Origin of the sequence: Deinococcus sp., from assembly GCF_025362455.1 — a bacterium.
GTDB lineage: Bacteria > Deinococcota > Deinococci > Deinococcales > Deinococcaceae > Deinococcus.
Genome location: NZ_JANYGJ010000054.1, coordinates 1 through 21,745, shown reverse-complemented (window position 1 = coordinate 21,745; position 21,745 = coordinate 1). Strand labels below are relative to the sequence as shown.

General features: G+C 65.6%; 20 protein-coding genes and 1 riboswitch. Of the genes, 14 read left to right on the top strand and 6 right to left on the bottom strand.

Annotated elements, in window-relative coordinates:
* The 7 genes from Q0R23_RS03985 to Q0R23_RS03955 form a co-directional block, all read left to right on the top strand.
* Positions 1 to 1,395: family 20 glycosylhydrolase (locus Q0R23_RS03985; RefSeq protein ID WP_293910600.1), on the top strand; the 1,395-nt coding region annotated here is incomplete at its 5' end.
* Between the two features lie 113 nt (positions 1,396 to 1,508).
* Positions 1,509 to 2,435, top strand: coding sequence for a sugar ABC transporter permease (locus Q0R23_RS03980; RefSeq protein ID WP_293910598.1), 927 nt, complete (start codon positions 1,509 to 1,511; stop codon positions 2,433 to 2,435).
* 133 nt (positions 2,436 to 2,568) lie between these two features.
* Positions 2,569 to 3,480, top strand: a complete 912-nt coding sequence (locus Q0R23_RS03975) for a carbohydrate ABC transporter permease (RefSeq protein ID WP_293910597.1) — start codon at positions 2,569 to 2,571, stop codon at positions 3,478 to 3,480.
* Positions 3,481 to 3,972: an NUDIX hydrolase gene (locus Q0R23_RS03970; RefSeq protein WP_293910595.1), complete on the top strand. Its 492-nt coding sequence runs from the start codon at positions 3,481 to 3,483 to the stop codon at positions 3,970 to 3,972.
* 13 nt (positions 3,973 to 3,985) lie between these two features.
* Positions 3,986 to 4,708 (top strand): hypothetical protein, encoded by a 723-nt coding sequence (locus tag Q0R23_RS03965; protein WP_293910593.1) that lies wholly within the window; start codon positions 3,986 to 3,988, stop codon positions 4,706 to 4,708.
* Positions 4,709 to 4,735: 27 nt separating this feature from the next.
* Positions 4,736 to 6,121 (top strand): FAD-dependent oxidoreductase, encoded by a 1,386-nt coding sequence (locus tag Q0R23_RS03960; RefSeq protein WP_293910591.1) that lies wholly within the window; start codon positions 4,736 to 4,738, stop codon positions 6,119 to 6,121.
* Positions 6,122 to 6,450: 329 nt separating this feature from the next.
* Positions 6,451 to 7,449, top strand: a complete 999-nt coding sequence (locus Q0R23_RS03955) for an NADPH:quinone oxidoreductase family protein (protein WP_293910589.1) — start codon at positions 6,451 to 6,453, stop codon at positions 7,447 to 7,449.
* A 396-nt stretch (positions 7,450 to 7,845) separates the two neighbouring features.
* Here the strand turns inward: Q0R23_RS03955 and serS are convergent, their stop codons facing one another.
* The 4 genes from serS to Q0R23_RS03935 form a co-directional block, all read right to left on the bottom strand.
* Positions 7,846 to 9,108 carry a serine--tRNA ligase gene (gene serS, locus Q0R23_RS03950; RefSeq protein WP_293910587.1) on the bottom strand — a complete coding sequence of 421 codons (1,263 nt, stop codon included), beginning with the start codon at positions 9,106 to 9,108 and terminating at the stop codon, positions 7,846 to 7,848.
* A gap of 15 nt (positions 9,109 to 9,123) precedes the next feature.
* Positions 9,124 to 9,414 (bottom strand): Asp-tRNA(Asn)/Glu-tRNA(Gln) amidotransferase subunit GatC, encoded by a 291-nt coding sequence (gene gatC, locus Q0R23_RS03945; protein ID WP_293910585.1) that lies wholly within the window; start codon positions 9,412 to 9,414, stop codon positions 9,124 to 9,126.
* A gap of 39 nt (positions 9,415 to 9,453) precedes the next feature.
* Positions 9,454 to 10,701 (bottom strand): aminotransferase class I/II-fold pyridoxal phosphate-dependent enzyme, encoded by a 1,248-nt coding sequence (locus tag Q0R23_RS03940; protein WP_293910583.1) that lies wholly within the window; start codon positions 10,699 to 10,701, stop codon positions 9,454 to 9,456.
* Between the two features lie 646 nt (positions 10,702 to 11,347).
* Positions 11,348 to 12,124: a DUF554 domain-containing protein gene (locus tag Q0R23_RS03935; RefSeq protein WP_293910581.1), complete on the bottom strand. Its 777-nt coding sequence runs from the start codon at positions 12,122 to 12,124 to the stop codon at positions 11,348 to 11,350.
* 348 nt (positions 12,125 to 12,472) lie between these two features.
* On the opposite strand from Q0R23_RS03935, the gene Q0R23_RS03930 reads away from it, so the two are divergent.
* Together Q0R23_RS03930 and Q0R23_RS03925 are read left to right on the top strand one after the other, a co-directional pair.
* Positions 12,473 to 12,670, top strand: a complete 198-nt coding sequence (locus Q0R23_RS03930) for a helix-turn-helix domain-containing protein (protein WP_293910579.1) — start codon at positions 12,473 to 12,475, stop codon at positions 12,668 to 12,670.
* Positions 12,671 to 12,716: 46 nt separating this feature from the next.
* The gene (locus Q0R23_RS03925; RefSeq protein ID WP_293910577.1) at positions 12,717 to 13,418 is read left to right on the top strand and encodes a hypothetical protein; all 702 of its coding nucleotides are present in this window, start codon (positions 12,717 to 12,719) and stop codon (positions 13,416 to 13,418) included.
* Positions 13,419 to 13,798: 380 nt separating this feature from the next.
* Here Q0R23_RS03925 and Q0R23_RS03920 read toward each other — a convergent pair whose 3' ends face one another.
* Both Q0R23_RS03920 and hflX read right to left on the bottom strand, forming a co-directional pair.
* Positions 13,799 to 14,596 carry a hypothetical protein gene (locus Q0R23_RS03920; RefSeq protein ID WP_293910575.1) on the bottom strand — a complete coding sequence of 266 codons (798 nt, stop codon included), beginning with the start codon at positions 14,594 to 14,596 and terminating at the stop codon, positions 13,799 to 13,801.
* Between the two features lie 31 nt (positions 14,597 to 14,627).
* Positions 14,628 to 16,208 carry a GTPase HflX gene (gene hflX / locus Q0R23_RS03915; protein ID WP_293910602.1) on the bottom strand — a complete coding sequence of 527 codons (1,581 nt, stop codon included), beginning with the start codon at positions 16,206 to 16,208 and terminating at the stop codon, positions 14,628 to 14,630.
* Between the two features lie 880 nt (positions 16,209 to 17,088).
* On the opposite strand from hflX, the gene miaB reads away from it, so the two are divergent.
* The 5 genes from miaB to Q0R23_RS03890 form a co-directional block, all read left to right on the top strand.
* Positions 17,089 to 18,468 carry a tRNA (N6-isopentenyl adenosine(37)-C2)-methylthiotransferase MiaB gene (gene miaB / locus Q0R23_RS03910; protein ID WP_293910573.1) on the top strand — a complete coding sequence of 460 codons (1,380 nt, stop codon included), beginning with the start codon at positions 17,089 to 17,091 and terminating at the stop codon, positions 18,466 to 18,468.
* A gap of 13 nt (positions 18,469 to 18,481) precedes the next feature.
* Positions 18,482 to 18,976 carry a hypothetical protein gene (locus Q0R23_RS03905; RefSeq protein ID WP_293910571.1) on the top strand — a complete coding sequence of 165 codons (495 nt, stop codon included), beginning with the start codon at positions 18,482 to 18,484 and terminating at the stop codon, positions 18,974 to 18,976.
* A gap of 70 nt (positions 18,977 to 19,046) precedes the next feature.
* Positions 19,047 to 19,310, top strand: a complete 264-nt coding sequence (locus Q0R23_RS03900) for an acylphosphatase (protein WP_293910569.1) — start codon at positions 19,047 to 19,049, stop codon at positions 19,308 to 19,310.
* A 144-nt stretch (positions 19,311 to 19,454) separates the two neighbouring features.
* Positions 19,455 to 19,583, top strand: a riboswitch (SAM riboswitch).
* 90 nt (positions 19,584 to 19,673) lie between these two features.
* Positions 19,674 to 21,005: an aminotransferase class V-fold PLP-dependent enzyme gene (locus Q0R23_RS03895; RefSeq protein ID WP_293910567.1), complete on the top strand. Its 1,332-nt coding sequence runs from the start codon at positions 19,674 to 19,676 to the stop codon at positions 21,003 to 21,005.
* Positions 21,002 to 21,745: alpha/beta fold hydrolase (locus Q0R23_RS03890; protein WP_293910565.1), on the top strand; the 744-nt coding region annotated here is incomplete at its 3' end. The genes Q0R23_RS03895 and Q0R23_RS03890, both read left to right, overlap by 4 nt.

Genomic DNA, 21,745 nt, shown 5'->3' with positions numbered 1-21,745 from the left:
GGCTGGGCGGCACCCGGCGGCGCCACCAAGGCGGAGGCGGGGCGCATAGCGGCGCTGGCCCGCAGCTACGGTTTGGAGCCGATTCCGCTCATCGAAACCTTGTCCCACGTCGCCTGGATGTTCCAGGGCGGCAAAAACCTTGACCTGGCGCAAGACCCGCAGTCGCAAAACCCCTACGCCTACGACACGCTCAACCCCGAAACCTACAGCCGGGTGGTGGTGCCGGTGCTGAAGGAAGCGGTGGCCGTGTTCAAGCCGCGCCTGATCCACCTGGGCCACGACGAGGTGCGCAACCGCGACCGCTTTCCGGCCCGCCCGAACGGCGTCGCGGCGGGCTTCGAGAAGCTGTTCGTGGACGACGTGACGCGGCTGCACGACGAACTGAAAACACTCGGCGTCGGCAGCATGATCTGGCACGACGCCACCTTTGCGGACGCGGTGATCGCAACGTTGCCCGCCAAGCTCCCCAAAGACCTGATCGTCGCCTCGTGGAATTACAGCCCGGCGCCGGATTATCCGATTCTCAGCACCATCCAGAACGCCGGATTCACCGCACTGGGCGCGAGCTGGGGCGACTTTCTGAACACCGAGACGTATGCCCGCTCGGCCCAGCAACGGGGCGCGGCGGGCATGATCCAGACGCGCTGGACCGGCTATTTCGGTAACCCCAGCATCTGGGACGGTCAGGCCGATCAGGGGGTGAACTACGTGCGCGGCGGCAACAGTTTCTGGAATCCGGCGGCGGGGCCGCTGGCTGAAACGGACCCCACGCTGGCCGAGGCGACCTACCGCGACCTCTACGCGCCGACGCCCTACGCGCAGCAGGCCGGGCAACTGGTGGACCTCTCCAAACTGGTCACCCGCACGCTGGCCGACCCCGACGAGAAAGGCTGGATTCACAAGGGGCCGACCATCGATCTCTCCACGCTGCCCACCGGCCAGGTCAGATTCGGGGCGTACCGCTTCCAGGTGTCCGGCGCGGTGATGCTCAAGGGGGCTCGCGGGGCGGTGAGCGACTTGCCGACTCAGGCCGTGATCGAGCTGAACCAGAAGGCGACGCGGCTGGCCTTCCTGCACACCACCGGCTGGCCGAGCACCATCAACCGCGACCCGGTGGGGCGCTACGAGATCGTGTACGCCGACGGCAGCAAAATCGTCCAGCCGCTCGATTATGGCCGCCACATCCGCGCCTGGACCGAACTCACGCCCAGCAGCATGGTCCAGTCGCCCGGCTGGCGCGGCAAAACGTCCGACGGGCTGGACGTCAACCTGGGCGTACTCGACTGGGTAAACCCCAAACCGGAGCAGGCCATCAAGTCGGTGACATTGGTGAGCGAGGGCAAGAACGCCAATCCGACGCTGATCGGGCTGACATTGATCGGGAGTGGGAAGTAAGGAGTAGGGAGTGGGAACAGCGCAAAAGCAGGTATCGGACGCGCTACAGTGGTCTCTAACTGCAATCCAAGTTGTCCGGCGCGACATTCCACTCACCCAAGTAAGGACACCCCTTGAGCCTGACCCGCCCTACCCTGAAACCCGAACGCGCCGGAGGCACCAGCCGCCGTGTGACACTCCGCACCTCGCTGAGCGCCTACGCCTTCTTGCTGCCGTTCGTGGTGCTGCTCGTCCTGTACCACGCCTGGCCGGTGTTTTTCGGCACGTATCTGGGGTTCACCAAATACAACATCATCTCGCCGCCGCAGTTCGTGGGGCTGGACAATTTCCGCGAGCTGCTGCGCGACGAGCAGTTCTGGAGCGGCGTTAAAAGCAGCCTCAAGTACATCCTGGTGGTGCCGGTCATCCAACTGCTGAGTATCGCCGTGGCCATGCTGGTCAACCGGCCCCTGCGCGGCATCGGGTTCTTTCGCACGGCCTACTACGTGCCGGTGGTCACCAGTTTCGCGGTGGTCGGGCTGATGTGGAACTGGATGTACCAGCAAGAAGGCCCCGTCAACTTCGTGCTGATGCGCCTGGGGCTGATGAAGGGCGACCACAGCCTGCTCAACAATCCGGCCACGGCGCTCTACGCGGTGATGTTCGTGACGCTGTGGAAGGGCATCGGCTACTACATGGTGCTGTACCTGGCGGGCCTCCAGAGCATCGGGCGCGAGCTGGAGGAAGCCGCCACCATCGACGGCGCCACCCGCTGGCAGGTCTTTACCAACATCACCCTGCCGGGGCTGCGGCCCACCATCCTGGTATGCAGCCTGCTGAGCACCATCAGCGCCATCAAGGTCTTCGAGGAAATCTACGTGATGACCCAGGGCGGGCCGGTGGGCAGCACCTACACGGCGCTGTTTTTCACCTACTCCAAGGCTTTCGTGGACTTCCGCTACGGCTACGCGGCGGCGGCGGGCATCGTCATCGCCGTCATTAGCTTAATGTTCGGGCTGATCAACTTCCGCATCACGCGGGGCGGACGGGTGGACGCGTGAGGAAAGTGCCGAAACAGTCCGCGCCTATTCGGACTGTTTCCGAGCGGACGCGAGTGGGCACACCATCTGGTCGCCGGGAAGTGCAGGACTGGCGAGTGCCGTTCTCGACGGTCCAGAACTGGACGGAGGGCAGATGACCAGCCTGAACATCTCCGACACGGCCCAGGTCGCCGCCCGGCTGAGGGTCTCGCGCCGTCGCCGCCAGCGGCTGCACAACACCGCCGCCTACGTCGTGCTGGGCCTCATCGCGCTCATCATGCTCTACCCGTTCTACTGGACCTTCATCACCAGCCTGGAGCCCACCGGGGACATCTACAAGCCCAAGATCGCGCCCAGCGGTATCAGCCTGAAAAACTACGCTGCCGTGCTGACCGGGACCACCGTGCCGATGTGGCGCATGCTCATCAACAGCCTGGTCATCTGCACCGTGGGCGTGGTCGGCTGCGTCACGCTGGCAGCGCTGGCGGCCTACCCACTGGCTAAGATGCGCTTTCCGGGTCGCGACCTGATCTTTTACGCGATCCTGGCGCTGATGGTGCTGCCCAACGAGGCGGGGCTGATCGTCAACTACATCACCACCATCAAGCTCGGCCTGCTGGAGCAGCGCGGGCCGGTGCTGGACACCATCACGCAGTACGCCGCCATCGTGCTGCCCAGCCTGGCGAGCATCATCGGGCTGTTTCTGATTCGCCAGGCGTACCTGGGCGTGCCCGTCGAGCTGATCGAGGCCGCCCGCATCGACGGCGCCAAAGAGCTGACCATCTGGCGCAAGATCATGTTGCCGCTCTCCATGCCGACCATCGCCGCCTTCGCCATTCTGGAATTCGTGGCGCTGTGGAATAGCTTTCTGTGGGCACGGATTTTGCCGCTCGACCCGCAGATGCTGCCGCTCTCGGCGGGATTGCTAGAGCTGTCGGGCACCTTCAGCACCAACAGCCGGGCGACAATGGCGGGCGCGGTGCTGGTCGTGCTGCCGATCCTGGCCGTCTTCGCCTCGCTGCAACGCTACTTTATGAAGGGAATTGAAGGGGCGGTGAAGGGGTAGGTGGCGAGGCAGACGTTCTACGTCAACGCCCGCGCCATCATCGAACGCGAAACGAGTGCTGGAACCGAGGTACTGCTTCAGGTACGAGACAAGCCCGGCCAGCCGCGCCGCCTGGAATTTCCCGGTGGGCAACTCGACCCCTTCGAGGGCATTCTGACGGGGCTGGCCCGCGAGGTCCGCGAGGAAACCGGATTGACCCTGACCCGCGTGCTGGACGAGACCAACCGGCGTGAATGGACCTCTGAGGCCGCCACTGTCGAGACGCTGACGCCCTTCTTCGTCTACCAGACCCTGCGCGGCCCAGTAGACAGCGTGGGCTTCTTTTTTCGCTGCCAGGCGAGCGGTGAGCTGACCCGAAACGGCGACGAGGCGAGCGGGCATAAGTGGTGGGGGGTGAGAACGCTCAAAGCCGCGTTCGACACCGAGCCAGAGCGCTTCGACTGGCTGACGCAAGCGGCATTCGGTCATTACCTGACCCACAACCCAGCTTGAGCTACCATCAACCATGACACGCTTCCCGCTGCTGCTGCTCACGGCTCTTTGCCTCAGCGCCTGCCAGAGCGGACAGGATGAAACCAGACTCGCCGATCTGGACGTTGCTGCCGTCAGTCTGCCCGCCAGCGTGGGTGCCACCGAACCGCTGACCCTGAACATCACCCTGGGGTCCAACTGCTCTGAACTGCCGCCTCAGCAGTTCAAGGTGCAGCGGCGCACCGCTGACGCCCTGTTTCTGCTGGCGCAGACCACCATAACGATCGGGAATGGTGGCCCGATCTGCCCGCCCATCTACTTCCACTCGAAGCAGACCTACACCGACCCCGGCTCCCCCACCCGCACCAACCCCTTCGAGGTCTTCGTCAACGGCAAGTCGTATGGCACGGTGAAAATTGACCCACCCGCCGCACCGATCACCCGTGATGCCACCATCGAAACAGTGACGCTGCCGGACAAGACCAGTGCAAGTGCGGTGCTGCCCATTCCCATTCGGCTCGTTCGGGGAGCCTGCGAGCGCTTCAGAGGCTTCGAGGTGCAGGAGCGCACGCCGGGCAGGCTGAAGCTGCTGGCCGTGCTGGAAGACAACCGGCCAGCGGGCCAGGTGCAATTACCCTGCCCCGCCATTGCCATTTTGGAGGACCAGACCTACACCGACCCCGGCAGCCCGGCCCGCACCAGTCCCTTCGAGGTCTTCGTCAACGGCAAATCATACGGCACGGTGAGCGTTAAGTAACGTCCATCAAGGCTAGAATGCGCTCCAATGCCATCTGAACTCACTTTGCCTTACTGCCTGCTCCCCCAGCGCTGGGACGTGCTCGTGGCCGGAGGCGGCACTGCCGGGGCCATCGCCGCAGTCGCCGCCGCCCGTGAAGGTGCCCGCGTGCTAGTGCTCGAAGCTCAGGGCAGCCTGGGCGGCACCGGCACCAACGCCTGGGTCACGCCGTTGATGAAGAACGTCTCCGGCGGCGTCAACCTCAACCGGGGCCTGACCGACACCCTCAAGGCCAGATTGCTGGCACGCGGCGACGGCAGCCGGGACAAGGCGGGCAACGACAACTGGTTCAACCCCGAAGGATTGAAATTTGTGCTCGAAGAGTTGCTGCAAGAGGTCGGCGGCGAGGTGCTGTACCACACGAACGTGGTGGCGCCGATCATGGATGGCAAGCGCATCGAGTCGCTGGTAGTGCATAACAAGGGCGGTTTGCAGGCCATCGGCGCGGACGTGTTTATCGACGCCACCGGGGACGCCGACGTGGCCGCTGCGGCGGGCGTGCCCTTCCAGGCCGGAGACGAGGACGGGCTGCACCAGGCCATGAGCCTCCGGTTTTCGCTGGCGGGCGTGGACCTGGCGCGGCTCTGCACTTTCCTGACCGAGCACGGGCAATGGCAGGAATCGCCCCAGTTCATGCACTTCTGGATGGTCTGGAACAAAAAAAGCACGCTGGAGCCGCTGTTTCGCCGGGCCATCCAAGGCGGCGTGCTGCTGGAGCGCGACGGCGACTACTTCCAGGCCTTCAGCGTGCCGGGCAGGCCGGGCGAGCTGAGCTTCAACTGTCCGCGCATCCGGGCCGAGTTCAACGACGGCGCCGATCCCTGGCACCTGTCCGGAGCGCAACTCGACGGGCGGCAGGGCATCGAGCGGTTGCTGAAATTTTGCAAGACGTACCTGCCCGGCTGCGAGGACAGCTACCTCGGCAGCGTCGCCCCGATGGTCGGCGTGCGCGAGACCCGGCGCATCGTGGGCGACTACACCCTGACCTTGCCGGACATTCTAGATTGCCGGATGTTCCCCGACGCGGTGTGCCGCAACCACTACCCGGTGGACATCCACAGCGTCAAGGGCGGCGCCACGCTGCTGCACGAGCGTGAGGGCGCGGCGCCGTATTTCGCCCCCGACGCCTTCCACGAGATTCCTTACCGGGCGATGCTGCCCCGTGGCGTCAGCAACCTGATCGTGCCGGGCCGCTCGGCCAGCAGCACCTTCGAGGCCCAGAGTTCGATCCGGGTGCAGCAGAACTGTCACAGCATGGGCGAGGCGGCGGGCGTGGCGGCGGCGTGGGCCGTGCGCGAGTATGGCGGCGACGTGCGGAGCGTGAGTGGCGAGGCGCTACGGGCGAGGCTCAAAGAGTGGGGCGCGAATCTTTGAGCTGGAAGGCGGCGTTGAGTTGGCAAGCTCGGCTGGACGGTGACGTTGCTTTTTTGAGATTTGGCACGTTGCAAATGCGTCGGCTCCCCCACCCCCCAGCGGCCAGGCGTGCCCAGGCGGAGGAGTGGCACCCTCATGGGGAGGAGTGGCGTCCTCATGGGCGTCCGTTCACGAGGACAGTCCGTTCACGACGACAGTCCGTTCTGCCCAAGAAGCGCAAGCCCGAAACGTTAGCAGGGACATACTTAGGCCCACAAGGCAGTGGAGGTGGGAAGCGGGGAAAGACTCAGAGCTGTCTGCACGCCCCGCTCAGCCTGCGAAGGAGTGCCATGCAAGCCATTCGATGTGTCAGACTCGGCCTACCCGAAGCCCTCGAACTCGTGACTTTGCCTGATCCCGTGCCCGGCCCCGGCGAAGTCGTGATCGAGGTCCACGCTGCGCCGCTCAACTTTCCCGACGTGCTGATCGTCGCGGGCGCGTACCAGATGCGCCCTGAGCTGCCGTTCACGCCCGGCGCCGAGGTGGCCGGAGTCGTCACGGCGGTGGGGGAGGGCGCCGCGCATTCCGGGGCTGGGCACCTGCAAGTGGGGATGCGGGTCGCCGCCTTCGTCACGCTGGGCGGCTTCGCGCAGATGGTACGGGCACCTGCCAGCGCCACCTTTGAGCTGCCGGATAATCTGGACTTTGCCGAGGGCGCGTCCCTGCCGCTGGCTTACGGCACCTCCGCCCACGCGCTGCTGGACCGGGCCGGGCTGCAAGCCGGTGAAACACTGCTGGTCCTCGGCGCGGCGGGCGGGGTCGGGCTGGCGGCGGTGCAGATCGGCAAGGCGCTGGGGGCGCGGGTCATCGCGGCGGCCTCCAGTGAGGAAAAGCTGGCGCTGTGCCGGGTCAGCGGCGCTGACGAGACCATCAACTACGCCACCCAGGAGCTGCGGGCGACCCTCAAGGAACTGACGGCTGGCAAGGGGCCGGATGTCATCTACGATCCGGTGGGAGGCGCGTTGGCCGAGTCGGCGTTCCGCAGCATCGGCTGGGGCGGGCGCTATCTGGTCGTCGGTTTCGCGGCGGGGGGTGAGCTTCCGGCGCTGCCGCTGAACCTGCCACTGCTCAAGGGCGCCTCGCTGGTCGGCGTGTTCTGGGGCGAGTTCGCGCGGCGTGATCCGGCGAAGAATCTGGCGAATCTGCGCCGCCTTCTGGCCTGGGCACAGGAGGGGAAGATCAGGCCGCACATCTCGGCGCGGTATTCTCTTTCGCAGACGGTGCAGGCGCTGAATGATCTGGCCGGGCGGCGGGTGGTGGGGAAGGCGGTGATCGAGCCGCAGCGGTAGGGGGTTGCGGTTGGGTTGTATTGTTGGGCTTCAGCTTTGGGGCTTTCGCGAATGCACCCCCACCCCCCAGCCCCCGCCCCGGTGGGGCGAGGGGGTTAGTCGCTCCGCTATGGATGGTACATCCCAGCCGTTCCAGCCGCACTTTGTCTACCCGCGTTCTCCACATCGTGGCCGGTCACGTAGGGCGCCCGTGCTCCGCATTCGCCCATAATTGGCTGCGCTGGAAGGTAGTGGTCTACTTCAGTGGAAAAAGCTGACTGGGCGCGGCTTTCCGGCCCCTCTCCTGCGGAGCTGTACCAGTCGCCCCCTGCGGGAGAGGGGCGCTGCGAAGCAGCGGGGTGAGGGGTGAGTGAGCGCAGCTCATGCCCTCCCTCCGTTCCCACTCCCCACATCCCACTACCCAATAAACCCCTTCCCGCCCAGATACCCTTGCAGCGCTGCCGGAATGTGGATTCGTCCGTCTGGCTGCTGGTGGTTCTCCAGAAAGGGCACCAAGACTCGCGGGACGGCGATGCCGGTGTTGTTCAGGGTGTGGGCGAACTGCACCTTGCCGCCCGCATCCTTGTAGCGCAGGCCGGTGCGGCGGGCCTGCCAGTCGCCAAGGTAGCTGCACGAATGGGTTTCGCGGTAGAGCTGCTCGGTGGGCACCCAGGTCTCGATGTCGTACATCAAGGCCTTGCCCGCGCCCATGTCGCCCGTACAGTTCTGGACGACCCGGTACGGCAGTTCCAGGGCATTCAGAATGGCCTCGGCGTTGCCCAGCAGGGTGTCAAACCACTCCAGCGCTTCGGTCTGGTCGCGGCAGATGACGTACTGCTCGACTTTGCGAAACTCGTGTACCCGCATCAGTCCGCGCACGTCGCGGCCCGCCGAACCCGCCTCGCTGCGAAAGGCGCCGGAGATGGCGGCGTAGGCGATGGGCAAGTCCTCGCCGGGCAGAATCTCACCGGCATACAGGCTGTTGACCGGCACTTCCGCCGTGCCCGCCAGCATCAAATCCAGACCCTCCAGCTTGTAGACCTGATCTTCACCGCCGGGGAAGTGCCCGGTGGCGACCAGCGTTTCGGGCCGCACCAGCGCCGTGGTCGACAGCGGCGTGAAGCCGCGCTCGGATAAGAAGGTCAGCGCGAAACTCAGGATGGCCTGCTCCAGCAGCGCCGCCTCACCTTTCAGCAGGTAGCTGCGGCTGCCCGACACGCGGGCCACGCGCTCCGGGTCGGCCCAGCCGTGCTTCTCCAGCAAGGCTGCGTGGTCGAGCGGCGTGAAGTCGAAGCTTGGCACTCGGCCCTCGCGGCGCAGCTCCACGTTGTCCGAGTCGTCCACGCCCTCCGGCACGCCCGGCAGCGGGATGTTGGGCACGCGCAGCAGCAATTGCCTCAGCGCGTCGTCATGGGCACGCAGCGCAGGCTCGGTCTCCTTGAGTTCCTCGCCCAGCGCCTTGCCCTTCTCGATCAGCGCGGGCTTTTCCTCAGCGCTGGCTCTGGGCACGGCGCGGGCGTTGGCGTTGCGCTCGGCTTGCAGGGCCTGGCTGCGCTGCCGAAGCTCCATGAGTTCACGGTCCAATTTCAGCAGCTCGTCCAAGTCGAGGTTGACGCGCTTGGACACGATGGCCTGGCGCACGGCGGCGGGGTTATCCCGAATAAATTTCAGATCAAGCATCAATAAGTCCTTTCGTTATTCCGCGTCTACCGTGCGTGGCACTTTCACAAAGCCGTCCTGGGTTTCGGGTGCCAGGGCTTCGAGGGCCGAATGGGGCAGCATTTCGCCGGGCACGTCGTCGCGCATCACGTTGACCAGGCTGACCGGGCGCTGCATTTCCTCCACGCCCTCGGTGTCCACGGCCTGCAACTGCTCGAAGTAGCCCAGGATGGCGTTCAGCTCGCCGCGCATGGCCTGCTGCTCGGCTTCGGGCAGCTCCAGCCGGGCCAGGTTCAGAAGGTGACTCAGTTCCGCCGCTTCGATCATGGACGCCATTGTAGGGCACCGACGGGCCTGAGGGCCGCTTCAGTCGTGCTCGCCCCGGTACTCCTCGGTCGCCAGCTTGATGCAGGTCGCCACCGCGTCCATCGCCGCCCGCACCTCGCCTACCGGTGGGCGGCTGGGCGACAGGCGGATGTTGCGGTTGGTGGGGTCAACGCCGCCGGGGAAGGTCGCGCCCGCTGGGGTGAGGCTCACGCCTGCTTCCTCGGCGAGCTGCACCACGCGCGCGGCGATGGGCAGCGCGGTATCCAGGCTGACGAAGTAGCCGCCACGGGGCGTCTTCCAGGTGGCGTACTCGCCGGACGTGCCCAGCGCCTGCGTCAGCGCGTCGTAGACGGCCTGGAACTTGGGTGAGAGCAGCTCGGCATGGTCCGCCATCAGTCCTTCGAGTCCACCCGCATACTGCTGGAAGAACAACACGTGCCGCCACTGCTCGATCTTGTTGGGGCCGATGCTCTGGGCGCCCAGGAAGGTGGACAGGTACTTGACGTTGGCCTCGCTGCTGCCCAGAAAGCCCAGCCCGGCGCCGCCGAAGGTGATTTTGCTGGTCGAGGCGAAGACGATGGCCCGGTCGGGGTGGCCCGCCTCCGCACACAGCGCGATTAGGTTGACCGGCGTGTCGCGGTGGCCTTCGGCGAACAGGTGATGGACCCGGTAGGCGTCGTCGGCGAAGATGGTGAAGTCGGGCGCGGCAGTCTGCATGGCGGCCAGCCGCCGCGCCTTGTCCAAGCTGATGCTCTCGCCGCCGGGGTTGCTGTAGGTCGGCACGAACAGCAGGCCCTTGACCGTCTCGTCGGCCACCAGCTTCTCGATGGCGTCCAGGTCGGGGCCGTCGGGCTGCATGTCCACGCCGATCAGCTCGTAGCCCAGCGTTTCGAGCAGCAGAAAGTGCCGGTCATAGCCGGGCACGGTGACGATCATCTTGGGTTTGCTCCCCAGCCGCACCCACGGCGCCGGGCTGCCGCGCAGGCCGTGCAGCAGCGCGAAGGTCAGTATGTGGCCCTGCAACTCCAGGCTGGCGTTGTTCCAGACGATCACCTGCGAGGGCGCCACATCCAGGTATTTGCCGAACACCGCCCGCGCTTCCGGCAGCCCCTGCACGCCACCGGGGTAGTTGCGGGTGTCGGTGCCGCCCGCCATGACGTTGCGCTCGTCCACGATGGTCAGCAGCTTGCCGCTCAGGTTAAAATCCGCGTCGCTGGGCTGACCCCGCTGCATGTTGAGCTTGAGGGCCAGGCGTTTCAGGGCTTCATACTCGTCGCGGGCGGTCATGTAGGAAGTGTAAAGGTTTTGGGGGAGTGGGTGGAGGGGCTGGTGGCGCGTGGCTTGTGGCTTGTGGGGAGGGCATGAGCTGCGCTCACTCCCCTCACCCCCTCGCTGCGCGAGGCCCCTCTCCCTCAAGGGGCGAGGGGTTAACAACAGGCGCCCAGTGGACATTGTTGACTGGAGTCGATCAGAATATTCCAGCGAGGTCAGTTATGGGCGGATGCGGCGCACGGGCGCCCTACGTGACCGGCCACGATGTGGAGAACGCGGCGAAGAATTGAGCGTGTGGGACGAATGGGAAGTGCTATGCACAGCGCAGCGACCAACGCCCTCCAAGGTTCTATTGGTACGTAGGCTAATCAAGAGAGGTGAGGGGCCTTACCCGGCAGAACGGACGCGCCGTCTTGGTCAGAGCAGCGCCGATGACGACGCTTGAGCGCTGAGCACGCCTGCTCTCCCCCGAACCTGTGGCCAGTTGCGCCCCACCGGGGCGGGGGCGTCTTCTTGTTCAGAGCGGCACCCGTATGGGAGGAGTGGCGTCCTCATGGGGGGTGCATTCGCATTTGCACAGTGCTGAAGCCCCACCAACGCGACCCAACCGCCAAAGGCCCATCCAGCCGCCATCTTTTAGCCACAAGCCATGCGCCCAACCTCACAGCCAGCTCTTCGCCGCCCACAGCAGCAGCGGCGCCAGCACCAGCGCCGGGAGCATACTTCCCACCCTCACGCGGCGCTCCGGCTCAAAGCCCAGGCCACCCAGCATCAGGTTCCAGGCGATGCCGACGATCATCAGTCCGCCCGCGCCCGTCAGCGCCAGGACGTACGGGTTAGTATTCAGACTGCTCGGATCGGCGCCGCCCAGCAGCCAACCGGCCAGCCCGCCGGATGCCAACGCAATGCCGCCCTGAACGACCAGCACGCTCGCGGCGCTCAGCAGCACCCCGGCGCCGTAGGCACCTGCCAGCGCGACAGAGGCGATCCCGTCCAGCACAGCTTTGAGCACATACGAACTGCTGTCACCGGTCAGGCCGTTCTGGATGCCGCCCACGATGGTCAGCGGCCCCACACAAAACAGCAGCGAGGCGGCGACGAAGCCTTCCGTAAAACGGCCCTCGCCCCGCAGTCGGCGCTTGAAAAAGTCGCCCAGGTGACCCAGACGCTCCTCGATGCCCAGCGCCTCTCCGATGACTGCGCCCAGCGCCAAAGCGATCAGCGCCAGGATCACGCCTGGCACGGCCCCGGCCTGAACCTTGCCCAGACTGGCCGCCATATTCAGCCCGATGTAGAGCGTGACCAGGCTCAGGGTTTGCAGCAGCGTGCGCTGGGTGCGCTCCGGCAGGCGGCTGCCCAGCAGCAGGCCGATTCCGGTGCCGACCACCACCGTGGCCGTGTTGATGAGCGTGCCCGACAGTTGCGAGAGCAAAGACATGAGCCGGATAGTAGTGCAAAGTGCTCCACACCGCACTTGCCCCCGCCGCTACGCTGCCCCCGTCGCCTTCCCCCAATTTTCTGAAGAAGGTCCCATGCGGAGCTGAAGGTAAGCTGACCAACGGTGATATACTCAGTGGCAAGTTGAACGCACTCCTCCGTCTTCAACACCTCCTCGCAGTGCCGGGCTGGACTGGTGGTGCAGGGTCCGTCGCTGGCGGCAATATGAACGTCCAGCGAGGCGATATTCAACTTAACCGTCTGACTCAACCGTACAGGGCTGCCATGTGGCGGCCTTTTTTCGTTGATGGCCCCTCAAGCTCACCGTTCCTGACGCCAGGAGGATCATGTGACCCTAAGCGAACAGTTCCAGAACCTGCCCAAACTCCTTAAAGTCAGCCAGGTCGCCGAATTCACCGGCACCCACGAGCGCACCGTGCGCCGCTGGATCAGGGAAGGGCGAATGCCCGCCGTGGAGAGTCCGGAGGGTATTCGGGTGCCGCGCCGCACGCTGTGGCGCTTTCTGGGACTGGACCTGGCCGCTTAGGGCACCACCTCTCGACGCTGCTCAGCGCTGGGCTAGACTGCCCGGCATGACTATTATGCGCCTCCACCATCTGCCCGATACGGCGGTGCTGGAGGTGTTGCGCGTGTTGGAGCCGGAGTTTGCTGAGCTGAGTGAAGCTGCGGCGCTGGCCCTGCGCCACGGCGTGCCCGATCTGGCTTTGCGCTGGGCGCTGGCAGCGGGCCAAAATGGGCTGGCGGCAGCGGCGGCGCTCCGTCTGGGCTTCACCGGGCAGGCGCTGGACCTGACCCAGACGCTGCCCGACGACGCCCGCCGCGCCGTGCTGATCGCCCGTGCCTGTAGCCTGGGCGGTGACCCCTCGCTGAGCTGGGCTGAGCAGGCCCGCGCCCTGGCCCGGCAGGAGGGCGACGCCCCCGCGCTGATCGCCGCCGTGACGCTGCTGGGCGAGCTGCGTCTGACTGAACCCAGGGCGGCCCTGCGAACCCTCGCGGAAGGGCTCAAGGTCGCCGAGATGGTGGGTGAAGCCGCCGACGCGCACCTGTTGGCCGTGCTGGCGCATGCCCAGGCGCGTGCTGGTGGGCGCAGCAAATCTCTCAAAACCGCCCAGAAATCGCTTGAGCGCTCGCCCCAGCGCAGTCCGGCGCGCATCTGGGCGCTGCTGGCCCTGGGTCAGACAGAACAAGCCGGGGTGCAGCGCCGGGCCGGGCAACTCGATGAACGCTGGTTCGTGCGGGCGCGGCTGCGAGGTGTGGTGGAAGAATTGTCATAAACAATCATAAACAAAGCGACGTCATCCTGTACGCAGTGAAGGATCTTGCCGTTTAACTACGAGATCCGTAACGAAGTTCAGGATGACAAATTCGGGGTGCAAAAATCAAAAATCATGGTGAAGTTGTATCTAAGTATCTCCTTGTAAAGCTTTACCGAGCGGAGCGGGCAGGTGTGCCCAGGCGCGTCCGTTCTGCCCAAGAAGCGAGTGAGGAAGAAAGTATGTCCTGGCGGGAATGAAGGGATAGAGCGCTGTTTGCGGGCAGGCGTGCCCAGGCGTGTCCGTTTTGCCCAAGAAGCGGAAGCCCGAAATGTTAGCAAGGACATACTTAAAGAGGCGCGAACCCCACTCCGGGCCGCGCCTCCTTCGCTGTCGGTAGCTCACTTCTCCAGTGGGTCGGGGTGCTCGGTGGCAGCCTGGCCTTCCTTGAGGGTGTTGGGGTGGCGGTAGAGTTCGTCGCGCTGCGCTTCGTTGCCCAGGCCGCCGAACTCGTCGGTGCGCTGCGGGTCGGGAATGTTCTTGCCGGTGTCTTCCAGCGTGGCGTCGTGCAGCGGCCCGGCGGGACTGACGGGCTTGGACTGGTCGGGGTCGGCCATGCGTTCGTTCTCCTTGGCCCGCCAGATGCGCGAGGCAGCCGGGGCCGGGGGTGAGAGGGTGGAGCCACCCGGCGTGCTCGGCAGTGTGCCGTCCGGACGTTTGACGAAGGTGGGGGCATTGCCGGGCGCTGGGACAGGTTTGACCAGGCTGCTCTTATCTGGACCTGGCCGGGCCGCTCTGGGCGCGTCGGACCCCGGCACCGGGCGGCGAGTGCTGGCACCCAGGTCGGGTAGGTCTCCCAGGTTTGGTTCAGCCGTAGGTCGGGTTCGCGCCGCCGCCTGCTGAACGGCCTGGGCTTGGTCTAGGGGCTCCGGCACCTTGTTTTCACTCAGCTCGGACGCCAGCGCCTCACGGGCGGCGATCTCCTCATCGAGCCGCTGCACCTCGGCGCTGAGGTCGTCCAAGATGGACTGGTCGCTTCCGGCGTGGTAGGCGCGGCCCAGTCGGGCGTAGAGGTCGCCCTGTTCGCGCGACAGTTGGTAGATTTCCAGGCGCAACCGGGCGCCCAGGGCGACCTCCTCGCCGCGCTTCTGGACGGTTCCGGCACTGCGCCGCACGGCATTCAGGATGTTGTCGAGCATATCGTCTCCAACGGGAACTGCGCCCCCGATTTCAGTCTGTGCCGACCCACTGGATATTGGGCGGAGCGGTGCCCAGCGCGGCCTTCACACTTTCGCGCTCCAGCCGGGCGGCTTCCTCGGCGTCTTCGCGGCGCACTTGGAGGTCGCTGAGCGTCTGCGAGAGCACCGATTTCAGGTGAGCCAGCCCCGCCCCGCTGAGCGAGCTGACCGGCACGCCGCCGATGCGCTGCCGCTCGCGCTCCAGGCTTTCGGGGTCGGTCTGGTCGGCCTTGTTGAGCGCAATGACGCTGGGCATCTCGCTGAGTTTCAGGTCGTCGAGAATGCGGCGCACCGCCTCGTAGCGGGTGTCGGCCCCCGGCTGTGAGGCGTCCACGACATGCAGCAGCACGTCGGCGTCACCGATTTCCTCCAGCGTGGACCGGAAGGCCCGGCTCAGGTCGGTGGGCAGGTCTCGGATAAATCCTACGGTGTCGGTAAAGACCACCGGCCCGATGCCTTCGAGGTAGCCCTGGCGGCTGGTGGGGCGCAGCGTGGCGAACAGCTTGTTCTCGGCCAGCACGCGGCGGGGCTCCTCGGCGGCGTGGGTAAAGGCGTTGAGCAACGTGCTCTTGCCCGCGTTGGTGTACCCGACGATGCTGATGACCGGCACGTCGCCCCGGCTACGGGTCTTGCGCCGCTCCTCGCGCCGCACGGCCACTTCCTTGAGCTGGTGCTCCAGAAACGACAGTCGGTCGTTGATGCGCCGCCGGTCCAGCTCCAGTTTGGTCTCGCCGGGGCCGCGCGTGCCGATGGCGCCGCCCGCCGCGCTGCCGCCCGAAGCGCCAATACGGGAGAGCCGGGCGCCCGCGCCGAGCAGACGCGGTTTCATGTAGCGCAGTTGCGCCAGCTCGACTTGCAGCCGCGACTCGACGCCCTGGGCGTGCAGGGCGAAGATGTCCAGAATCAGTTGGGTCCGGTCGAGCACCTTCAGGCCGGTGGCCTCCTCGATCTCGCGGGCCTGCGCCGCACCCAGTTCCTGGCCGAAGATCAGCAGATCGGCGTCCTCGTGGTAGGCGCGGCTGGTCAGTTCTTCGAGTTTGCCCGCGCCGATCAGCGTGCCGGACTTGAGGTGGCGCCGGAAGACCAGCTCGCGGTGAACCACCTCGGCCCCGGCGGTGCGGGCCAGCTCGGCCAGCTCGCTCAGGCGCTCCTCGGCGTCGAATTCGCCCTGGTCGATCTGCACCAGGATGGCGCGTTCGCGGTCCTTCTTGGCCTCGCGGGTGCGCTGGGCGCGGGCGATCTCCTCTTCCAGCGCGCTGACCTGGGCGCCCAGATCAAAGGTTTCGATCTCGGAAACGTTCTGCGGCGGATAGACGCGCCAGTCCTCCTCCTCGCCGACGGTGCCGGGCGGGGTCAGGTGGGCCAGATGGACGTTGCCGGGCAAACCGCCCTCGCGCACCTCGATGGCCGCCACCGCGTCCAGGCGGCTGAGAAACAGCGCCGACAGATCGCTCTTGCTCAGGCCGCCGCCCTTGGGGTGGGCGTGCAGCAGGTGAAACCCGGCCAGGCGCGTCTCGCCCTTGCGGATGGGCGGCAGCTCGGCGCCCTTGGCATCGGCCACCGAGACGCTCATGACCCGGCCTCGCCGGTCGATCAGCACGCTGATTTCGCGCCGAATCTCAAACGAGAGTTCCGATAGGTTGCGGGCCAGTTCCGGACTCGTCACCGTACCGGGCGCCAGGCGGCGGCGGTACAGGTTGCTCAGGCTCTTTTGCTGGGCGGTCTTGAGGCCGGACAGATTACCGTGGACTTTCTCTATGTGGACTCACTTCCTTTGAAGGGGGGTGCAGGTGAGGGGGCGAGGCCAGCCGCTGAGGCGCGTCGGGGTGAGCTGAATGGTAGGTGCATTCTACTCCGGCCCCCGCCGCGCAACCGTGCCCGCGTGCCGTAGGGCATTGCGGCAGCATTGAGGTTCGGGCTCACTTGAGGATCATGCCTTCAGTGTGGGCGGTGTGGGTCAGGTTGTCATCCGCCGAATGGTGTAGGGGGAGTGGAGAAGGCATGAGCTGGCGCTCACTTCCCTCTGCAAGCAGGTCTACGACTCACCCCGCTGCTGTGCAGCGCCCCTCTCCCAGAGGGCGAGGGGTCAAAGACACCCACCTAGCAAGCGTTTTTCGCTGGAGTAGACCACTCCCTTCCAGCGAAGTCAGTTATGGGCAATTCTTGAGCACGGGCGCCCTACGCAACCGGCCACGATGTGGAGAACGCGGCGAAAGATTGTGCGTGTGGGACGAATGGGAAGTACCATGCCGAGCGCAGCGCCAACTCCCTCGCCCCATCGGGGCGGGGGCGGGGGGGTGGGGAGCCGACGCATTGGCAACGTGCTGAAGCCCACGCAACGCCGCGTACCCGCCCCAAGCACATCCAGCCAGAGACGCCGCGTTCCCGCCCCGAACACGCTACTATGACCGACCCGTGGCCCTAGAATCCATCCAGACCGCCCAGGAGGACGAATGCGCGCACACCTCATTACCCACGGCTGCCAGATGAACGAGTACGACTCGCATCTGGTGCAGTCTCAACTGGTCTCACTGGGGGCCGATATGGTCGGCTCTGTCGACGAGGCCGATTTCGTGCTGGTCAACACCTGCGCCGTGCGCGGCAAGCCGGTGGACAAGGTGCGCAGCCTGCTCGGCGAACTGCGGATTCAGAAATCCAGACGCAAACTGGTCGTGGGCATGATGGGCTGCCTGGCTCAACTTGAGGAAGGCCAGCAGATCGCCCGCAAGTTCGAGGTGGACGTGCTGCTCGGCCCCGGCAGCCTGCTCGACATCGGCGCGGCGCTGGAGAGTAACGAGCGTTTCTGGGGCCTCCAATTTAAAGACGAGCTGCACGACCACATTCCGCCCGCGCCGCAGGGTAAGCTCCAGGCGCACCTGACCATCATGCGCGGCTGCGATCACCACTGCACCTACTGCATCGTGCCGACCACACGGGGGCCGCAGGTGAGCCGCCATCCGGACCAGATCATGCGCGAGCTGGACTCGCTGCTGGCCGCTGGCGTGCAGGAAGTCACGCTGCTGGGCCAGAACGTCAATGCGTATGGCTTCGATGCCGGAGCCAAACTGGCCGGTCATCCCAGCTTCGCCGATCTGCTGCGCCAGGTGGGCAGCAGCGGCATCCGGCGCGTCAAGTTCACCACCAGCCACCCGATGAACTTCACCGAGGACGTGGCTGTGGCGATGGCCGAGACGCCCGCCGTCTGCGACTTCGTGCATCTGCCGGTGCAGAGCGGCTCGGACGCCGTGCTGCGGCGCATGGCCCGTGAGTACACCCGTGAGAAGTACCTGACGCACATCGGGCAGATCAAGCGGCACCTGCCGGACGCGGTGCTCGCCACCGACATCATCGTGGGCTTTCCCGGCGAAACCGAAGCCGACTTTCAGGACACGCTGAGCCTGTACGACGAGGTGGGCTACGACTCGGCCTACATGTTCATTTATTCTCCGCGCCCCGGCACGCCCAGTTATAAACACTTTCAAGACCTGCCCCGCGAGGTCAAAACCGAGCGGCTCCAGCGCCTGATCGTGCGGCAGAAAGACTGGAGCGCTCGACGCAACGCCCGCTTTCAGGGTACAGTGCAGGAGGTGCTATTGCGCGGCGACGCCCACACCGCCGGGTCGCTGGAAGGCCACACGCGGGGCAACCACCCCATCGTGGTCCCCAGGGCCATCGGCGCTGCGGGAGCTGGGCTGTACCAGGCCCGCGTGACCGCCACCACGCCGCACATGCTCTACGGCGAACTGGTCGGCGCTGACGGGCAAACGCTCCCGCTGATGCCGAATCTGGAGCCTGCGGCGGCGGGGATGATCAATCCGTTGCCGATGGTGTAAAAATGGAGGAAAGATGTCCGCGACTGCCGAGTATCACGAGCTTCAACGCCTGCCCAGAGGCTTCTCTGTAGGTTTGATCGTCGGCTGGATCGTCTGGGCGGGCCTTGTGCTGGCCCTTGCTATACAGTGGAATGGAACGGCACTCGGCAACCGACCTATCTCTATTCCGGCGCTGGCGATCCTGATACTCGTGTATGGCGCGGGACTCGTTTATATGGCATCTTTCCGCACTTTGAAGACCGTTGTCAATGCTGAGTCCATCAACGTTCGTTTGGGCGGGTTCAGAGCCATCTTCCCCCTGAAGGACATCACCGAACTCAGAGAGACGGCGGTAAACCCACTCGCCGAGTACGGCGGCTGGGGTTTTCGCATCGCATTCGGACAACGCCGCGCTTATATCGCTAGCAGCCGACAGGGCGTTTCTATGATTTTGAGAAGTGGGCGTAGCGTCTTTATCGGCTCTGAACACCAAACTGAATTGGCCGCGTTTATCAGGTTGAAGCTATAACTGAAACAGCCGTTCCAACCGCAAACTTCGCCCCACTTCTGCGCCCCCGCCCCCTGCTACACTCCTTCCCATGCGTCTGACCGCCCTTATTTCCGGCACCGTGCAGGGCGTGGGGTATCGCCTGTACATCCAGCGGCATGCCCGCGACCTGAGCCTGGCGGGCTACGCCGAGAATACCGTCGATGGCCGCGTGGAAGTCGTCGCTGAAGGCCACCAGGAAGACCTGGAACGGCTGTTGCACTGGCTCAGGCGCGGCCCCAAACACGCCGCCGTCGCTGCCGTGGACGCCGACTGGTCCGAATCGACGGGGCTGGTCGGGTTTCACACATACTGAATGGGTTGTGGGAAGTGGGGAATGGGAAGTGGGCTTGATCTTTTCCCACCTCCCACCTCCCACTTCCGCCTTGACCACCCTCCCCCCACCCGCTAGACTCAACAAGTTCAGCGGCCCGCTTTTTATTAGTTTGGCCTGTGAACACTCTTATCCAGAGCGCCTGAGAGACCTGGCTCAGTGACGGCGCAGCAACCGGTCCCTCATCTCGGACACGGTGCTTTCTCCAGCCCACCGCAAGCGTTGACGATCAACCGCGCGTGGGACCGATAAGGGCAGGGTTTTTGCGGTTCACAGCGCACCCTCCCTCAACAGGCGAGGGGCTTTTTGTTGGCCCCGGACGTTTCTCACTCCCGGAGGCCCACCATGACCGACTCATCCAAAAAAAGCCAGCACTTTGAAACCCTGCAAGTTCACGCCGGACAGAAGCCCGACCCGACGACGGGCGCCCAGGCCGTGCCGATCTACGCCACCAACAGCTACGTGTTCGAGTCGCCTCAGCACGCCGCCGACCTGTTCGGGCTGCGGGCCTTCGGCAATATCTACTCGCGGATCATGAACCCGACCACCGACGTGTTCGAGCAGCGCGTGGCGGCCCTGGAGGGCGGCGTGGCGGCGCTGGCGGTGGCGAGCGGGCACGCCGCCCAGTTCCTGGCGATCACCACGCTGGCGCAGGCTGGAGACAACATAATCAGCACGCCGAACCTCTACGGCGGCACGGTCAACCAGTTCAAGGTGACGCTGGCCCGGCTGGGCATCGAGGTGCGCTTCACCTCCAGCGAGGAACGGCCAGAGGAATTCGCCGCGCTGATCGACGATCATACCCGCGCCATTTACCTGGAAACCATCGGCAACCCGGCGCTCAACATCCCCGATTTCGAGGGCGTGGCTGCCGCCGCACACGCGCAGGGCGTGGCCGTGATCGTGGACAACACCTTCGGGGCCGGGGGGTACTTCGCCCAGCCGCTCAAGCACGGCGCAGACCTGCTGGTCGAAAGCGCCTCGAAATGGATCGGTGGGCACGGCAACGGCATCGGCGGCGTGATTGTGGACGGGGGAGGCTTCAACTGGGGCAACGGGCGCTACCCGCTGATGACCGAGCCGAGTCCCAGCTACCACGGCCTGAACTTCTGGGAGACCTTCGGCGAGGGCAACGCGATGGGATTGCCGAACCTGGCCTTCATCCTGCGTGCCCGCACTGAGGGGCTGCGCGACCAGGGGGCGACGCTGGCGCCTCAGCAGGCGTGGAACTTCATTCAGGGTCTCGAAACCCTGTCGTTGCGCGGCGAGCGGCACGCCGGGAACGCACTGAGCCTGGCCCGCTGGCTGCTGGAACAGCCGGAGGTCAGCCGGGTCACCTATCCGGGCCTGGAGAGCCATCCACACTACGCACGGGCGCAGAAGTACCTGCCGCGCGGCGCGGGCGGCGTGCTGACCTTCGAGCTGAAGGGTGGACGCTCAGCCGGGGAAGCGTTCATCGAGCGGGTCAAGCTGGCGCAGCACGTCGCCAACGTGGGCGACACCCGCACCCTGGTCATTCATCCGGCCAGCACCACGCATTCGCAGCTCAGCGCCGAGTCGCAGACGGCGGCGGGCGTGACCCCTGGCATGGTGCGGGTGTCGGTGGGCATCGAGCACATCGAGGACATCAAAGAAGACTTCGCCCAGGCCCTCGTGCCGGTGCTGGAGTCGGTGTGACGGCGGTGGAGACTGCGCCGATTATTCTGCCTCCGCCTGCCGACATTCCCAAACGATGTACGGCCCTCCTGTTCCGTGACGCGCCGCTGCTGCTCGACAGCGGCCAGGTCGTCAGCGACGTGCGAGTGGCCTACCACACCTACGGCACGCCGGATACCCAGGCGCTGCTGGTCCTCCACGCGCTGACCGGCGACAGCGCGGTACATCAGTGGTGGCCGGGGCTGTTCGGTGAGGGTCAGGCGCTCGATCCGAATCGGAATTACATCGTATGCAGCAACGTCCTGGGCGGCTGCGCGGGCAGCAGCGGCCCCGCCGAGCTGGACACCGACAGCCTCAGCCTGACGGACATGGTGCGGGTCCAGCGCGAGTTGCTGCGGCACCTGGGCGTCGAGCGCGTCAGTGTGGTGGGCGGCAGCATGGGCGGAATGCAGGCGTATGCCTGGCTGAGCACCTTTCCCGATCTGGTGAGCAAAGCCGTGATTATCGGCGCCCCGGCGCGGCATTCGGCCTGGGCGGTCGGGCTCAACACCGCCGCCCGCAGCGCCATCCACAGCGCCCCCGGTGGCGAGGGCCTCAAGGTCGCCCGCCAGATTGCCATGCTGAGTTACCGCAGTCCACAGAGTCTGGAACATACCCAGTCCGGTCCCAGCCCGCGCCAGCCGGGCAAGGCCGCCGTGACCACCTACCTCGAATATCAGGGGCAGAAACTGGCGGACCGCTTCTGCGAGCGCAGCTACCTG

What these genes read in the sequence shown, in the direction of transcription:
- Q0R23_RS03975 (WP_293910597.1), top strand. Translation starts at nt 2,569, where the DNA reads ATGACCAGCCTGAACATCTCCGACACGGCCCAGGTCGCCGCCCGGCTG.
- Q0R23_RS03965 (WP_293910593.1), top strand. Translation starts at nt 3,986, where the DNA reads ATGACACGCTTCCCGCTGCTGCTGCTCACGGCTCTTTGCCTCAGCGCC.
- Q0R23_RS03960 (WP_293910591.1), top strand. Translation starts at nt 4,736, where the DNA reads ATGCCATCTGAACTCACTTTGCCTTACTGCCTGCTCCCCCAGCGCTGG.
- Q0R23_RS03955 (WP_293910589.1), top strand. Translation starts at nt 6,451, where the DNA reads ATGCAAGCCATTCGATGTGTCAGACTCGGCCTACCCGAAGCCCTCGAA.
- serS (WP_293910587.1), bottom strand. Translation starts at nt 9,108, where the DNA reads ATGCTTGATCTGAAATTTATTCGGGATAACCCCGCCGCCGTGCGCCAG.
- gatC (WP_293910585.1), bottom strand. Translation starts at nt 9,414, where the DNA reads ATGATCGAAGCGGCGGAACTGAGTCACCTTCTGAACCTGGCCCGGCTG.
- Q0R23_RS03940 (WP_293910583.1), bottom strand. Translation starts at nt 10,701, where the DNA reads ATGACCGCCCGCGACGAGTATGAAGCCCTGAAACGCCTGGCCCTCAAG.
- Q0R23_RS03935 (WP_293910581.1), bottom strand. Translation starts at nt 12,124, where the DNA reads ATGTCTTTGCTCTCGCAACTGTCGGGCACGCTCATCAACACGGCCACG.
- Q0R23_RS03925 (WP_293910577.1), top strand. Translation starts at nt 12,717, where the DNA reads ATGACTATTATGCGCCTCCACCATCTGCCCGATACGGCGGTGCTGGAG.
- Q0R23_RS03920 (WP_293910575.1), bottom strand. Translation starts at nt 14,596, where the DNA reads ATGCTCGACAACATCCTGAATGCCGTGCGGCGCAGTGCCGGAACCGTC.
- hflX (WP_293910602.1), bottom strand. Translation starts at nt 16,208, where the DNA reads ATGAGCGTCTCGGTGGCCGATGCCAAGGGCGCCGAGCTGCCGCCCATC.
- miaB (WP_293910573.1), top strand. Translation starts at nt 17,089, where the DNA reads ATGCGCGCACACCTCATTACCCACGGCTGCCAGATGAACGAGTACGAC.
- Q0R23_RS03905 (WP_293910571.1), top strand. Translation starts at nt 18,482, where the DNA reads ATGTCCGCGACTGCCGAGTATCACGAGCTTCAACGCCTGCCCAGAGGC.
- Q0R23_RS03900 (WP_293910569.1), top strand. Translation starts at nt 19,047, where the DNA reads ATGCGTCTGACCGCCCTTATTTCCGGCACCGTGCAGGGCGTGGGGTAT.
- Q0R23_RS03895 (WP_293910567.1), top strand. Translation starts at nt 19,674, where the DNA reads ATGACCGACTCATCCAAAAAAAGCCAGCACTTTGAAACCCTGCAAGTT.